This window comes from Clostridium sp. NkU-1 (assembly GCA_001312405.1).
The window spans coordinates 235314-249462 of record BBDR01000006.1 but is presented as its reverse complement, the minus strand read 5'-3'; the positions used below and the strand labels follow the sequence as shown (position 1 = coordinate 249462).

At 45.6% G+C, this 14149-nt stretch carries 11 protein-coding genes and 5 pseudogenes; 5 read left to right on the top strand and 11 right to left on the bottom strand.

The genetic code is table 11. The annotated features are described in order from the left end of the window. The 3 genes and pseudogenes from JCM10519_RS29385 to JCM10519_RS29380 form a co-directional block, all read right to left on the bottom strand. Positions 1-193, bottom strand: a 193-nt coding sequence (locus JCM10519_RS29385) for a LysM domain-containing protein (protein ID WP_347843998.1), incomplete at its 3' end; no start/stop codon positions are given. Between the two features lie 363 nt (positions 194-556). Then, a complete protein-coding gene (locus JCM10519_RS12190) occupies positions 557-922 on the bottom strand; it encodes a LysM domain-containing protein (protein ID WP_347844009.1) in 366 nt (121 codons plus the stop codon). 156 nt (positions 923-1078) lie between these two features. Then, positions 1079-1228, bottom strand: a pseudogene (locus JCM10519_RS29380) (LysM domain-containing protein); the annotation flags it as partial. A gap of 287 nt (positions 1229-1515) precedes the next feature. On the opposite strand from JCM10519_RS29380, the gene JCM10519_RS29375 reads away from it, so the two are divergent. Next, positions 1516-1833 carry an FAD-binding protein gene (locus JCM10519_RS29375; protein ID WP_347843997.1) on the top strand — a complete coding sequence of 106 codons (318 nt, stop codon included), beginning with the start codon at positions 1516-1518 and terminating at the stop codon, positions 1831-1833. A gap of 157 nt (positions 1834-1990) precedes the next feature. Beyond that, the gene (locus JCM10519_RS12185; RefSeq protein WP_347843996.1) at positions 1991-2905 is read left to right on the top strand and encodes a BBE domain-containing protein; all 915 of its coding nucleotides are present in this window, start codon (positions 1991-1993) and stop codon (positions 2903-2905) included. A gap of 46 nt (positions 2906-2951) precedes the next feature. Here JCM10519_RS12185 and JCM10519_RS12180 read toward each other — a convergent pair whose 3' ends face one another. Beyond that, positions 2952-3410: a MarR family transcriptional regulator gene (locus tag JCM10519_RS12180; protein ID WP_054739442.1), complete on the bottom strand. Its 459-nt coding sequence runs from the start codon at positions 3408-3410 to the stop codon at positions 2952-2954. Positions 3411-3451: 41 nt separating this feature from the next. After that, positions 3452-3996: pseudogene (locus JCM10519_RS12175) on the bottom strand (glutathione peroxidase). 280 nt (positions 3997-4276) lie between these two features. On the opposite strand from JCM10519_RS12175, the pseudogene JCM10519_RS12170 reads away from it, so the two are divergent. Continuing rightward, a pseudogene (locus JCM10519_RS12170) lies at positions 4277-6729 on the top strand (FAD-dependent oxidoreductase). A gap of 371 nt (positions 6730-7100) precedes the next feature. Then, on the top strand, positions 7101-7661 hold the full coding sequence (locus tag JCM10519_RS12165; RefSeq protein WP_054739440.1) for a DUF4352 domain-containing protein: 561 nt from the start codon (positions 7101-7103) through the stop codon (positions 7659-7661). Positions 7662-7782: 121 nt separating this feature from the next. Here JCM10519_RS12165 and JCM10519_RS12160 read toward each other — a convergent pair whose 3' ends face one another. The 3 genes from JCM10519_RS12160 to JCM10519_RS29365 form a co-directional block, all read right to left on the bottom strand. Beyond that, positions 7783-8430: a cytidylate kinase family protein gene (locus JCM10519_RS12160; protein ID WP_054739438.1), complete on the bottom strand. Its 648-nt coding sequence runs from the start codon at positions 8428-8430 to the stop codon at positions 7783-7785. 82 nt (positions 8431-8512) lie between these two features. Further along, complete coding sequence (locus JCM10519_RS29370; RefSeq protein ID WP_347843995.1) at positions 8513-9316, bottom strand: hypothetical protein; 804 nt, start codon at positions 9314-9316, stop codon at positions 8513-8515. A 50-nt stretch (positions 9317-9366) separates the two neighbouring features. Next, complete coding sequence (locus JCM10519_RS29365; RefSeq protein WP_347843994.1) at positions 9367-9807, bottom strand: galactokinase family protein; 441 nt, start codon at positions 9805-9807, stop codon at positions 9367-9369. A gap of 283 nt (positions 9808-10090) precedes the next feature. Here JCM10519_RS29365 and JCM10519_RS12150 point away from each other — a divergent pair. After that, positions 10091-11061, top strand: a pseudogene (locus tag JCM10519_RS12150) (TIGR01212 family radical SAM protein). Here the strand turns inward: JCM10519_RS12150 and JCM10519_RS29360 are convergent. The 3 genes and pseudogenes from JCM10519_RS29360 to JCM10519_RS12140 all read right to left on the bottom strand — a co-directional run bounded on the left by JCM10519_RS29360 (position 11039) and on the right by JCM10519_RS12140 (position 14035). Further along, a complete protein-coding gene (locus tag JCM10519_RS29360; protein WP_347843993.1) occupies positions 11039-11509 on the bottom strand; it encodes a CapA family protein in 471 nt (156 codons plus the stop codon). The pseudogene JCM10519_RS12150 and the gene JCM10519_RS29360 sit on opposite strands and share 23 nt — an antisense overlap. Then, positions 11503-12240, bottom strand: a complete 738-nt coding sequence (locus JCM10519_RS29355) for a CapA family protein (protein ID WP_347843992.1) — start codon at positions 12238-12240, stop codon at positions 11503-11505. Before JCM10519_RS29355 ends, JCM10519_RS29360 begins: the two co-directional genes overlap by 7 nt. Positions 12241-12603: 363 nt before the next feature. Then, a pseudogene (locus tag JCM10519_RS12140) lies at positions 12604-14035 on the bottom strand (6-phospho-beta-glucosidase). Between the last annotated feature and the right edge of the window lie 114 nt (positions 14036-14149).

Sequence of the window (14149 nt, the reverse complement as noted above, 5' to 3'; positions counted from 1 at the left end):
GAACTGGCTGCGGCTGGGGTGTCGGGCAGACTGGTGGCAGTCTGTGCCCATATGGAATACAAATCACCTGACCAATAAACAGATTTGTTGGATTAATACCTGGATTTACAGCCAGGATTGCTTCAACGGTAGTCTCAAAACGCTGGGCAATAATCCAAATGGTATCACTAGCCTCAATGATATAGGAATGCAATCCTCCCGGGCAAAGGTTCTCAGTGCGGCCCTCTTTCCGCTCTTCCTCATTGCGTGGCCGCATATGTGTTTTTTTCAGGCTCAGCGCATCCTGCTCCGCGAGGAATGCAGATTACCTGGCCAACAAACAGATTAGCAGGAGTTAAACCCGGGTTTGCCTCCATAATTGCCTCTACAGTAGTACAATGATGCTGTGAAATGAGCCATAGAGTTTCACCGGCTTCAACTGTGTGTGAATATGATCCTTCCGGACACCGGACCCTTCTGTTTCTGCGCCTCCAGTCTTCTTCAATAAAAGACTGGGATTGAGATCTCGTCATTGGCTGAGTCTGTGGCTGCGTCATTGGCTGTGTCTGTGGCTGCGTCATTGGCTGGGTTTGTGTTGAGTCATTGGCTGGGTTTGTGGTTGAGTCATTGGCTGTGTCTGCGGCTGGGCTTGTGAAGGCATATTACGGCTTCCGCCCGCCTGTGGAATACAGATTACCTGACCAATAAACAGACGATTCGGATTTATACCTGGATTCGCTTCCATAATTTCGTCAACGGAAATAGAATGACGCCGCGAAATAAGCCACAGGGTATCTCCGGCTTGAATTGTGTAGGATTGCATCCCACCTGGACAATTATTCATTATATCTTCGAGATTTTGATTTTCCGGAACAGTAGTCTGTGGCTGAGTCTGGGGTTGAGTTGTAGGCTGCGTCTGGGGCCTGCGCTGCGGCTGAGTCATTGGCTGCGTCTGCGGCTGTGTCATTGGCTGCGTCTGTGTCTGCGGCTGCGTCATTGGCTGCGGCCGGGTCATTGGCTGCGGCTGTGTCTGGGGTTGGGTCTGAGGCTGGGTCTGGTTTGGCATATTGCGGTTCCTGCTTCCGCGGGGAACGCAGATTACCTGCCCAACTAACAGATTATTTGGAGCTATTCCCGGATTAACAGCCATAATTTCATCTACAGTAGTACGAAAACGCTGTGAAATAAGCCATAGTGTATCACCGGATTGAATCGTGTAAGAGAACAATCCTTCAGGGCAAGGAGTCATAAGATTACTGCCTTTCAATTAAACAATTTTCCATATTTTATGATTTAGAAATCAGAATAGTACCTGTCAACCCATAAAAATTATATTTTTGTAAAATATTGACAAAATAAAATGGAAGAAATCAGATGCTGTTCGGGAAGACAGTCCACCCCAGCGGCCGCCGGACTGTTTCTGGAACTTAACAAGATTTACTGATATGCTGAGACAGACAAGGAACGGAAAATATACATGCCGAACCAAATGTCCTCCTTCTTAATAAAATGTTATTAGGAAAGGAGGCAATCCTCATGAACACCTGTAATTTTAACGGGCTCACCGGTCGTGTTGTTACTCCAGACGACCCTTATTATCATGAATTAAGACAAGTATATAACAGGGCGGTCCAAAAATTCCCCCTGGCCATTGTTTATTGCCGGAATCATGAAGATGTCAGCAATGCGGTTTTGTGGTCTCAAAAGAACCACGTTTGCCTGCGGATCCGAAACGGAGGCCATAACTATGAAGGCTACTCCACCGGCGATAATGTGCTTGACATTGATTTAAGTGAAATGAACCAGCTTGCCATAGATGAAGACGCCATTTACTTCACGTTCAGGGAGGCGTAACAAACAAACAGTTGTACGAATTCGTCTCATCAAAAGGTTACCCCTTCCCTGGCGGGACCTGCCCCTCGGTTGGGGTTGGCGGATATGCCTTAGGTGGAGGCTTCGGACTCTCCTCCGCTACTTTGGCCTTGGCTGTGACAATCTTTTAGAAATCCGTATGGTCAATTACGAAGGCTGCATCATAAATGCCAATTCTCAGGAAAACGCCGATTTATTTTGGGCATGCCGGGGAGCAGGGGGAGGAAACTTTGGCGTAGTTGTTTCCATGACCTTCCGCCTTCCCCAGAAGGTAAATAAAGTTACACTCATTGACATAAGATATCCCCATGCTGACCAGGAGAAGCAGTCTTTGTTCCTGCTGACCTGGCAGGACTGGCTGAAAGATGCCGATCAGAGGGTAACCTTGATTTCAAGGATCTACAACAATCTTTTTGAAGGACTTGCGATTATCGCAAGGGGGATCTTTTACGGACCTCCTGAGTTAGCCCTGGGAATCATTGCCCCCCTCCTTGAGCTTGGAGGCGTTAAATACAGTTTAAAATACGTGACCTTCCTGGAAGCTGTTACAATTATCGGGGACTTTTATCCTCCCTTTGAAAAATTCAAATCAGCAAGCCGTTTTGCTGTACGGGACTTCAGCAGCTGTGAAAGCCTAAATATTGCCGGGCTTATAAAAGAACGGGCCCAGGGTTCCGTTTACGCCAGCATTTCCTTTTATGCCCTGGGAGGCAAGGTAGCGGAGGTGGATGTGGATGAAACTGCATTTTTCTACCGCAATGCTAACTTTATTGTCTGGCTTGATACCGTATTTGAAGACCATAGATGTAAAAATGCCGCCTGGGTAGCTGAAAAATTCAACTATTTAGAATCAGTTACCAACGGCTCCTATGTGAATTTCCCCTATGCATGCCTTCCCTGCTATCTTGAAGAATATTATGGTACCCATGTTTGCAGATTAAAAAAGGTGAAGGAGAAATATGATCCGTTTAACATTTTTACCTTTCCTCAGGGGATCGGCGAATTTTATAACATGGATTTTACGGCTCCCAGATGCTGTAACCTCTCCTGGTAAACCTTTCATACAGTCAAGGCATGAATACAAAACACCCTCGCGTAAATTAGAATTCGCGCGGGGGTGCTTTTGTTGGGTCCTCAGTCTGGCCTAAAATCTGATACAGAAGCCGGTACAAATCCCTGGATTCCTCTTTATTAACGGAAATGCATTGGGACATCCGGTCAGGAATGGTTACAGCCTGGTCCTTTAGCTGTTCTCCCTTTTCCGTCAGTTCAACGATCACGCTTCTCTCATCCTCTCTGGCCCGGCTCCGTCTGAGCAGGCCGGCGGCTTCCATCTTTTTTAACAAGGGGGTCAAGGTGCCGCTGTCCAAGTACAGAAGCTCGCCCATTTTCTTAATGGTGACCTGCTTTCTCTCCCATAATACCATCATGGCAATATACTGGGTATAGGTCAGCCCGATCTCGTCAAGAAATGGTTTATACCGTTTGATGATCTCCCGGGAACAGGCATATAGGGGAAAGCAAAGCTGGTTCTCCAATTTTAATTTTTCATAGTCCATAACTTCTCTCTCCTCTATCGCTGCTATCTTCGTCTGTCTTTTCACAATAAGCTCTTTATGCTTTCTTTTACATACTTCATATCCGCAGTCGGCTCAAAACGTCTGACCACATTTCCATTGCGATCCACAAGGAATTTTGTGAAATTCCATTTAATATCCGGTTCCTTTTTATAATTGGGATTAAGCTCTTCAAACTTCTGTTCCAGACGGGAAGTCAGCTCATGTCCCGGGTCAAAGCCTTCAAAGCCCTTTCATTCACCAGGTAACGGTACAGGGGAATGGCATTCTCCCCATTTACATCAATCTTTGCAAACTGAGGGAAGGTAACTCCAAAGCGTCCGGTACAAAAGGAATGAATTTCTTCGTTGTCTCCTGGTGCCTGGTTTCCAAACTGGTTGCAGGGAAAATCAAGGATCTCAAACCCTTTGCCTGCGTAATCGTCATACATGGCCTGAAGATCCGTATACTGGGGAGTAAACCCGCAAACCGTTGCTGTATTAACGATCAGCAGCACCTTGCCTGCATAATCGGATAAGGGTTTCTCTGTTCCATCCATTTCTTTCACTGTAAAATCATAAACAGACATTTCATGTACCTCCTTCTTATATTGTGCAAAATTGCATTTATTAAAACTATATTTATCATAAATCGTTATTGGGCATTTGTCAATGGTATTGCAAAATTTAATTGCACAAAATTGAATAAATCAGATATTTTTCTGCTTTATGTACGATTTAAAAAAACACAATTATTGTCACGGGTAATGACTGTTATGTGACTCAATCACAGACATCTTTTAAATATTTGTTTATACTGAACGAAAAACACATGACCATTGAATCGTTTAAAAATATAACAGGAGGAATATTATGAAAAAGATCGTAATTATCGGCGGAGTGGCCGGAGGCGCCAGCTGTGCAGCCAGGCTGCGCAGGCTTGATGAGGAGGCAAATATCATCATGCTGGAACGGGGGGAATACATTTCCTACGCTAACTGCGGCCTCCCTTACCATGTGGGTGATGTAATTAAATCCAGGGATGCATTGCTGCTGCAGACACCGGAAGCCATGAAAAAGAAGTATGGCATTGATGTCAGAGTAAAAAATGAAGTTACCTCCATTGACAGGGAGAATAAAAAAATTACAGTCCGCAAACTGGATTCCGGGGAAACCTATGAGGAAAACTATGACACCTTAGTCATTTCCACCGGTTCCTCACCGGTCCGTCCGCCCATTCCCGGAATCGGATCTTCCCGAATCCAGACTCTCTGGACAGTTCCTGACACCGACCGCATCCGCGCTCTTATTAAGGAAAATAAAATCAAAACTGCTGCTGTCATCGGAGGGGGCTTCATTGGCCTTGAAATGGCTGAAAACCTCCGCCACGCAGGACTTTCTGTTTCACTTATTGAAATGCTGGACCAGGTTATGACGCCTGTAGACTACGAAATGGCCCGGCTGCTCCACGAGCACATCCTGCAAAACGGCGTAGACTCCATCTGGGCGACGGTGTTGCCGGGTTTGAAGATCAGGATGGTTCTGTAGCCATTACTTTAAAAAGCGGTAAAACTCTTTCCGCAGAGCTTGTCATCCTCTCCATCGGCGTCCGGCCCAACAGTGAACTGGCAAAAGCAGCCGCCATTGCCGTCAATGAACGGGGCGGCATTGTGGTCGATGATTATTTAAGGACCTCGGATCCTGATATCTATGCCGTTGGCGATGTAATTCAGGTCGACGACTTTATATTCCAGGAACCAGCAATGATCCCCCTTGCAGGACCTGCCAACAAACAAGGTCGAATTGCAGCAAATAATATTGCAGGGGCGCAGGAAACCTATGAAAAGACCCAGGGTACGTCCGTTGCAAAGGTATTTGATTTAGCTGTGGCTTCTACCGGCGCAAATGAAAAAGCACTGATTAAGAGGGGCCTTCAAAAGGGAAGGGACTACGAAACCATCATTATTACCCAAAATTCCCATGCAGGCTATTATCCCGGCGCCGTGCCCATAACCTTAAAGCTTCTTTTCTCCTCCGATGGAAAAAAGATCTTCGGAGCGCAGATCGTGGGCCGGGATGGTGTTGATAAACGGATCGACACCCTGGCGGTGGCAATCCGCCTTGGAGCAGGAATCCATGACTTAAAGAACCTGGAGCTCGCCTATGCCCCGCCCTTCTCTTCTGCAAAAGACCCGGTCAACATGGCTGGCTTTATGGCTGAAAACCTGCTTACAGGAAAGGTTGCATTTGCAGCCTGGGATGCAGTGGAGCAAAGCCCGGAAGCAGTGCTCCTTGACGTTAGAGAAGATGCAGAGCTGATGGCCTTTTCCCTTCCAAATGCAACCCACATTCCACTGGGACAGTTAAGAAACCGTTTAAAGGAACTGGATCCTTCCAGAAAAACCATCGTCTTCTGCGCCATTGGGGTCCGGGCTTACAATGCCGCCCGCATCCTGATGCACAACGGATTTCATAATGTCAAGCTTTATCCCGGCGGCGCCAGGTTCTATCAGTCGACCCATTATGCAGCAGATGCTGTTCAGCCTTCTGAACAAACTCGTTATGCCGACAACGGCCAGATGGAAACTAATAATATCCCCACCTCTGCCATGCGCTTAGACTGCAGCGGGATGCAGTGCCCCGGCCCTATCATGAAAGTATTTGAAACCATGAAGAAAATGCCCAATGGGGCGGTCATGGAGGTATCTGCCTCTGATCCAGGCTTTACCCGGGACATCGGCGCCTGGTGCAGGCGTACTGGAAATGAGCTTATGGCCTGCGAGCTCCGGGGAAAGGATTACGTTGCCCTGGTAAAGAAAGGTGGTCCTGCTGTCCCTGAACAAAAGGAAGCAGCCGAGGGCAAGACCATCATCGTATTTTCCGGTGATCTTGACAAGGTTCTGGCAAGCTTTATCATAGCAAATGGCGCTGCAGCATGGGCAGACCTGTTACCATGTTCTTTACCTTCTGGGGACTGACGGCATTAAGAAAAGCAGAAAAGCAGCCGGTCCGCAAATCACTTGTGGAATCCATGTTTGGATTCATGCTTCCCAGAGGCAGTAAAAAAATTAAAATTGTCGAAAATGAATATGGGCGGCATGGGAACTGCCATGATGAAAAAAATCATGAATGATAAAAATGTAGATTCACTGGAAACTCTGATCCAAAAGGCCATGAAATCCGGAGTAAAAATTGTGGCCTGCACCATGAGCATGGATGTCATGGGAATCCAGCCCGAGGAGTTGATCGACGGGGTGGAGCTTGGAGGTGTAGGCGCTTATCTGGGGGATGCAGAAGAATCCAATGTGAATTTATTTATTTAAGATAGAAAACAGCCGAATTAATTTAATCAAAAAAATAATAGTTTCGTAAATAGGCGGGCCCGGAATACCGGATACCCGCCTATTAATGATTCAAATGAGTTTAAAATTCATACCATATATTCATTTAGTATTAGAACCAGTGTCTCTTAAAATATTAATTGCTCCTGCCCCTTAATTTCATCTATTTATAATATAATTTAAAACAATTACCTTATTAAATTGGATAAGCTATGGCATTTATGAAAAATTTTTGATAGAATAATAAGAATAAACTTAGTATTTCGATTAATAGCCTTTGGCTTTTAATAAATTAACAAAAGAAAAGAGGAAATGAGAATGAAAAAAAGAATGTTAGTACCGTATTATGTGCTGTGGCACTCAGCACATCCGCATGTAGTGGTAATGCTTCATCTGGAAAAGCTGAAACAACAACGGCAGCAGAAACCACTGCTGAGGCAGAAACTGCCACTGAAGAAGAAACCACCACTGTTCCGGAAACCGAAGCAGTATCAGAGAATATACCAATGGGACAAGCCGCCAAAGTAGGTGAGTGGAACGTTACGGTAAGTAACATGCAAATTTTAGACACCATAGCAGATGGATACGGGAATTTTACTCCTGAATCCGGAAACAAATATTTATTAATTACCATGACAGCATCTAATGAAGGAAAGAAATCAGATTCATTCCTCCCATCTTTTTCTATGGGAGACGATACCCACGCCAAAGTAATATACGGTGATGGATATGAATTCAGCCAAACTCATTTATTGGGATACAGCAGATCCATGATTGACTCCACAGTCAACCCCCTTTCCTCTAAAGAAGGGGATGTTGCTTTTGAAATTCCGGAAAGCGTAGCTTCTGCAACGGACCCTCTTATATTAGAAATTTCATGTGGGAATGAAACGGTTAATTTTACCCTAAGATAATGTAAAAACGGCCCTGCAAAAATACCCAATAAAGGGGTAAAAGCATTATATACTTAAACATTTAAACAAAGAAAACGGCGGCTTTGAAATTACAATCAAAGCCGCCGTTTTATGGATTCCTCTATAGCTCAATTCCTCTAAGCTTAATATAATCCTTAATCAGTTTCGCAGTCTGTTCCAGATCAATGCAGCTGGTATTGATAATCAGGTCATAATTGTCCCAATCCTCCCAGTTGCCGCCGGTATAGTAGCGGTAATACTCCTTCCGCTCCCGGTTGATCTTCTTTACACGCTTTGCTGCCTCTTTTTCATCAATATTATCGACCTCCATGGTACGCTTGATGAGGGTCTCGTTGTCTGCATAAACAAAGATTTTTACCAGGCCCGGAAACTCTTCCTTTTCACGGCTTAAGATGTAATCCGCGCACCGTCCGGCAATAATGCAGGACTCTTCCGAAGCCAGCTCTTTAATGACCTGGGACTGGAAACGGAACAGATTGTCCGGCTTCACAATATCCGCATCCGTAGAGGGTTTCCCAAGCTGGGGCTTTAAGCCGCTTACGATCTTATAAAGCAGGTTGCTTCCTGCCTTTTCATCCGCCAGACGGAAAAATACCTCTCCAACGGCGCTTTGCTCCGATGTTATGGTCAAAATCTCTTCATCATAAAAATGGATTCCCAGTTCCTCTGCAAGGGCTTTTCCCACGATTCGGCCGCCGCTGCCGTACTGCCTTCCTATGGTGATAACCAGATTTTTCTTTTCTTTCATAATGTCCGCCTCCTTCTGCCACACGTTCTTTTCTAATGTTTCTTACTTCTATTTTACTCCATAGCGGCAGAATTTACAATTATTATTGATTGATTATCTCATTGAAACAAATGGCTCCATAAGGCCTGATGCTCATCCGGTAAGCATTGCCCTCTCCCATGGCTTTCTCAATATAGGAAATATATTCATCTGCCAGTTCATTCGGCAGCATGGTCATGATAACACCGGCAAATCCGCCTCCATGTATTCTGCATGCGCCTTTCTTTTTCTCTGCCAGGAAAAGTTCCGTAAGAGCCAGGGCAACGGTGATCCCCTGTTCCTGGAAGCTGGTATTGGTAAAGCAGTTCTGAAGCCATTTCCAGGAAGAATTTCCAGATTCAGTGATATTCTTTAAGAAGTCCTCAAACCGGTTTTCCCTTAGGGCCGCCACTTCCGCCTCTACCCGCTTATTCTCTTCAAAGAAATGGAGGGCACGAAGGACAGAACGGTCACCGGCAAAGTCCCTGACCTCCTGTAAATTGTCAATGACCTCTTTTTCTGTGATTTCGGCGCAGACCTCTTTTCCAAAGAATTCAGCAACCTTTTTCATTTCTGCCGGAACTGAGGAATAGTCCGCGCTTAAGTCCGCATGGCCCTTTCCTGTATTGACAATAATAAGGCTGTGGTTTTTAGAACCGAAATCAAAATCAATTTTCTCTACGACCGGAGCTGCCGGGTCCTTAAAATCAATGGTAATAAGTCCCCCTACAGCACATGCCATCTGGTCTAAAAGGCCGGAAGCCTTGTCCCAGTACACGTTTTCAGAAAACTTGCCAATATGGGCATAAGCCACGGTATCCATGGCACTATTGTTAAAGAATGTATTTAAAATAGAGCAAAGCAGCATCTCAAACGAAGCGGAGGAGCTGACTCCTGCCGCACTGATAACGTTGCTGGTTATGCAGCATCAAAGCCGCCGATCTCGTACCCTGCCTCTAAAAATCCCTTTAAAAGCCCTTTTACCAGATCAATGGTCCCTGCCTTCTTATCGCTTGGAATTAAGTCGTCTAAATCAATCTCAAAGCTCTGGTTATAAGTCTCACTGATAATATTTACTTTCCTGCTGTTATTTTTTGCAGCTACGCCCACGCAATCCAGATTAATGCTTCCAGCAAGAACTTTTCCATGGTTATGATCGGTATGGTTTCCGCTGATCTCCGTACGTCCCGGTGAGGAAAACAACATTATATCCTCCTCCGGAAATTTCTTCTGGAAGTTTCTCACAAGGCTTTGATACCGTTCTATATTTTCCCTGACCGCCTCTTCTCCGTATAAAGCAGCCATAAGCTTTTCTGACTTTCTAGACTCCAGCAGCTGAATCGTATCGCTTATTTTCATGTCATTTGCTCTCCTTTTCCGATTTACTGCCCACGCTTTTGGGGCTAAAGGTAACCTGGATGGTTTTTTTCCCATTCTTTGACAACGTAATGTCATTGCTACGAGTATATCAAAATGCCAAAGATTTCACAATACAATATTTTACGAAAAACCATAAAATAATTTGACAGTTCATCCGGAGTTCCCGTATAATGAAACAATCAAAAATAAACCCGGAGGAAGCACCTGCGGGTATGCCTTTATACCTGAAAAGCACAGGCAAACATGAGGAAACGAGGAAAACATGTACTGGAACGAAAAACCTTATCATTCCCTGGACTATGAAATGAAGAAACAATACGGACAAAAAAAATATATAAACTGGCTCTTGACGGCGGCATGACCTGTCCAAACCGGGATGGAACCCTGGGTACCGGGGGATGCATCTTCTGCAGCGGCGGAGGATCGGGAGAATTTGCCGAATCCCTTGCCTTCATTCCTCTGTTACCAGTCAGATCGAATCTGCCCGTAAAAGGATCCAGGGGAAGCTAAAACCCGGGGAAGGCCGTTTCATCGCCTATTTTCAGTCTTACACCAACACCTACGCTCCTGTACCCTATCTGGAAGAGCTGTTTACCCAGGCCATCTCTCATCCGGATGTGGCGGTCCTTTCCATTGCCACCCGACCGGACTGCCTTCCGCCTGATGTCCTGGAACTGTTAAAAAGATTAAACCGGATCAAGCCTGTCTGGGTAGAGCTGGGGCTTCAGACCATTCACGAATCAACGGCAAACCATATCCGGAGAGGATATCCCCTTCATACCTTTTTTTGAAGCCTGCCAGAATTTAAAGGAAGCCGGGCTTACGGTCATTTCTCATGTCATTTTAGGGCTTCCGGGAGAAACCAGGGATATGATCTTAGAAACCGTAAACTATCTGGGCCATCTGGGAGAACATGGGATCGACGGGATCAAGCTTCAGCTTCTTCATGTATTAAAAGGGACAGACCTTGCCGCAGAATATGAACAAGGCCTGGTTCCTGTCTATACACTGGAGGAATATGTGGACCTGGTCATTGACTGCATTGCCATCCTTCCTCCAGAAGTTGTCATACACCGGATCAGCGGAGATGGGCCGAAAAAGCTTCTTCTTGCACCTTTATGGAGCGGCAATAAAAAGCTTTTCCTCGGCACTCTGGCAAAACGGTTAAAAGAACGAGGCATCTGCAGGGTGACAGATACCTCGTCTGAGTTTAATTGCCGTTATTGTGAATGACACCGTTTTCATCAACTGACACGCCAAAGGATATACCCTGGAAATACTGGTAAAATCCCTGGATCTCGTCTTCCTGGGTCAGGGTTCTGGTATAGCCTGCCTTCGAGGTTCCCGGAACCAGGGACAAGGTGGTGCTTCCCTGGGCAAAATCCACCTGTGCCCGTATAAGGGCTGTCTTTGGGATACTGCTTCCAAAGATGAAATTGCCAAGGCTGTAGCAGATGGGCTTGCCGTTGTAATATTCAATTCCCTGAAGAACATGGGGATGGCTTCCGATCACCAGGTCAGCCCCTGCGTCGATGATTTGTTTTCCCAAGACCCTCTGGTATTCCTGGGGCTTCTCATCCCGCTCCACTCCCCAGTGGATGTAGACCACCACATAATCACAGATTTCTTTTGCCTTTTTAATTTCCTCCAAAAGGATGGTTGGGTCATAACCGCTTACCATTCCTGGTTTTTTGCTGTTCGCCACCCAGTTGGGATCGGGATAGACCTTGATGCCGCCAGAAAGCCTATGGCCTTTCCATTCACTTCTATCTTCTCAAGCTGTTTTGCCCTGTTCATGTCAGGGCCCGCCCCCACATATCTGATGCCGGCTCCATCAAGGGCTGTACAGGTGTCCACAAGAGCATCCGTTCCATAATCAAGGGAATGGTTATTGGCCAGGGCAACGATGTCCACTCCGATTTCATTCATCAGGGAAACCTTGGAGGGCGGCAGGCGGAATGTAAACTGCTTATCCGGTGCCGCAGAGCCCCGGCTGCTGAAAGGGAATTCCTGGTTGGCCATAAAGATATCTGCACTGCTGATTTCTGTGCGATATCCCTCATCCAGGACTCCATTTATGCTTCCTTCCTTATCATAAGCAGCCGTTACATGACTAGATAGTAATATATCCCCAGCAAAGAGGAGATGAACCGCTGGTTTTGGCTCTGTTTCTTCCCCGCCTGAAGCGTTTTCTTCCTGAGGTTGGGATTCCCCCACCGTCAGGACTTCCGTTTCTTCTGATGCCTCAGGCGCTGATTGGGCCAGGCTTTCTCCCGGAACATCCTCTGTCACAGGCATCTCTTTCCCCTGCGCTCCATTCCATTCACTTACCCCGATCCACCCAACAAGCAAAACAAACAGCAATATGGGTAGGAAAATCAAAATCTTCATCAGCCCATTTTTTTTCTTCATCTACTCCTCCTGATTGTTGACAATTTCCACATGATTTTTCATTTTCCATTACTTTTTCCACAAAAACCATGGGTTTTTCCATAACTTTTCTTTCATATTTCTCTGGATTCTATTCCATTTTTTTATCTTACACTGGTTCCATGGATTTGTCAAATATTCCCTTTTATTCATTATGAATGTTTAAGACCTTCTGGCACCACATGGGAAAACAAAAAAAAGCACCTTTTGGGGTTCCGCGGATCCGTCAATGATCCCTGGCATTTCCCAAAAAGACGCTTTCTTTTCTCCCCTTATACTGCATTCTTACTTGAACCGCTGATGAAAAACTGCCAGGAAGGCAAGCCTTCCTTATCGGCTTTCTGTTTACTTTAAAACGGCTCCATTACTGGCGATTACATTTTTATACCATTCAAAGGATTTCTTCCTGCTGCGTTTTAAGGTTCCGTTTCCTTCATTATCCTTATCAACATAGATAAAACCGTATCGTTTTTTCATCTCTCCCGTAGACGCACTGACAAGGTCAATGCAGCCCCAGGGGGTATATCCTAATAAATCCACTCCATCCTCATCCACAGCCTCTATCATTGCCTTAATATGCTCTTCCAGATAACTTATCCTGTAGTCATCATTGATGCTTCCATCCTCTTCCAGACTATCCACCGCACCAAGGCCGTTTTCCACGATAAATAAAGGTTTCTGGTACCGGTCATACAGGGTGTTTAAGGTAATCCTAAGCCCAAGAGGATCGATCTGCCAGCCCCATTCCGATTCCTTTAAATAAGGATTCTTGATGCTCTTCATAACATTGCCTGATGTGGATTTTGTAATGACGTCTTTTGATGTGCTGGCACACCGGGATGCGTAATAGCTGAAGGAAATAAAGTCCACCCTATGTTCTTTCAGGATTTCATAGTCTTCCGGCCCTGTTTCAAGCTTGATTCCTTCCCTTTCAAACATCTTCTTTGCATAGGCAGGGTATTCTCCTCTGGCCTGTACATCAATAAAGAAATAATTTTCCCTGTCCTTTTTTATACTCTCCCAGACATCCTCCGGATTGCAGCTATAGGGATAGAAGTTTCCTGCAGCAAGCATACAGCCTATTTTAAATCCGGATTTATCTGGTGAGCCAGTCTGGTTGCCATGCAGAAGCCACCAATTCGTTATGGGCAGCCTGGTATTTCACCTGGGTTTCATCCTCTCCCTTAAAGAACCGGATTCCGGCTCCCATAAACGGAAGGTGAAGAAGCATATTGATCTCATTAAATGTAATCCAGTAAGCCACTTTATCCCGGAAGCGGCGGAAAATGGCATCACAGTATTTTACAAAACAGTCAATGACCTTCCGGTTCTTCCAGGAACCGTATTTTTCAACAAGAGCCAGGGGCACATCAAAATGGCAGATGGTCACTACCGGCTCAATCCCATACTTTAAAAGCTCGTCAATGAAATCTTCATAAAACTTCAGCCCTTCTTCATTAGGCTCTTCTTCCTCTCCGGTGGGGAAAATACGGGACCAGGAAAAGGAAAAGCGATAGCACTTGAACCCCATTTCTGCAAATAAGGCGATGTCTTCTTTATAATGGCCGTACATGTCAATAGCTTCCCTGGAAGGATAATAGGAATCCTCAGGCAGCTGTCTGTAATCCATCTCTCCCTGCATGACCGGAAAACGGTTTTCTCCCCATGGGATCACATCCACAGTCCCCTTTCCCCTGTTTCCTTCCTTCCAGCCGCCTTCGCACTGATTTGCCGCAGTGGCGCCTCCCCACAAAAAGTTTTCTCTCATAGTTTCCATCCTTTCTTAATTTAAAATACAGCTTATGAGAGGCCGTGTTTCCAGGCTCTCATAAAACATGGGTTCTTTTATTATCATCAAATTCCCAGTCAGGCGGATATTCCCAATCCGCGG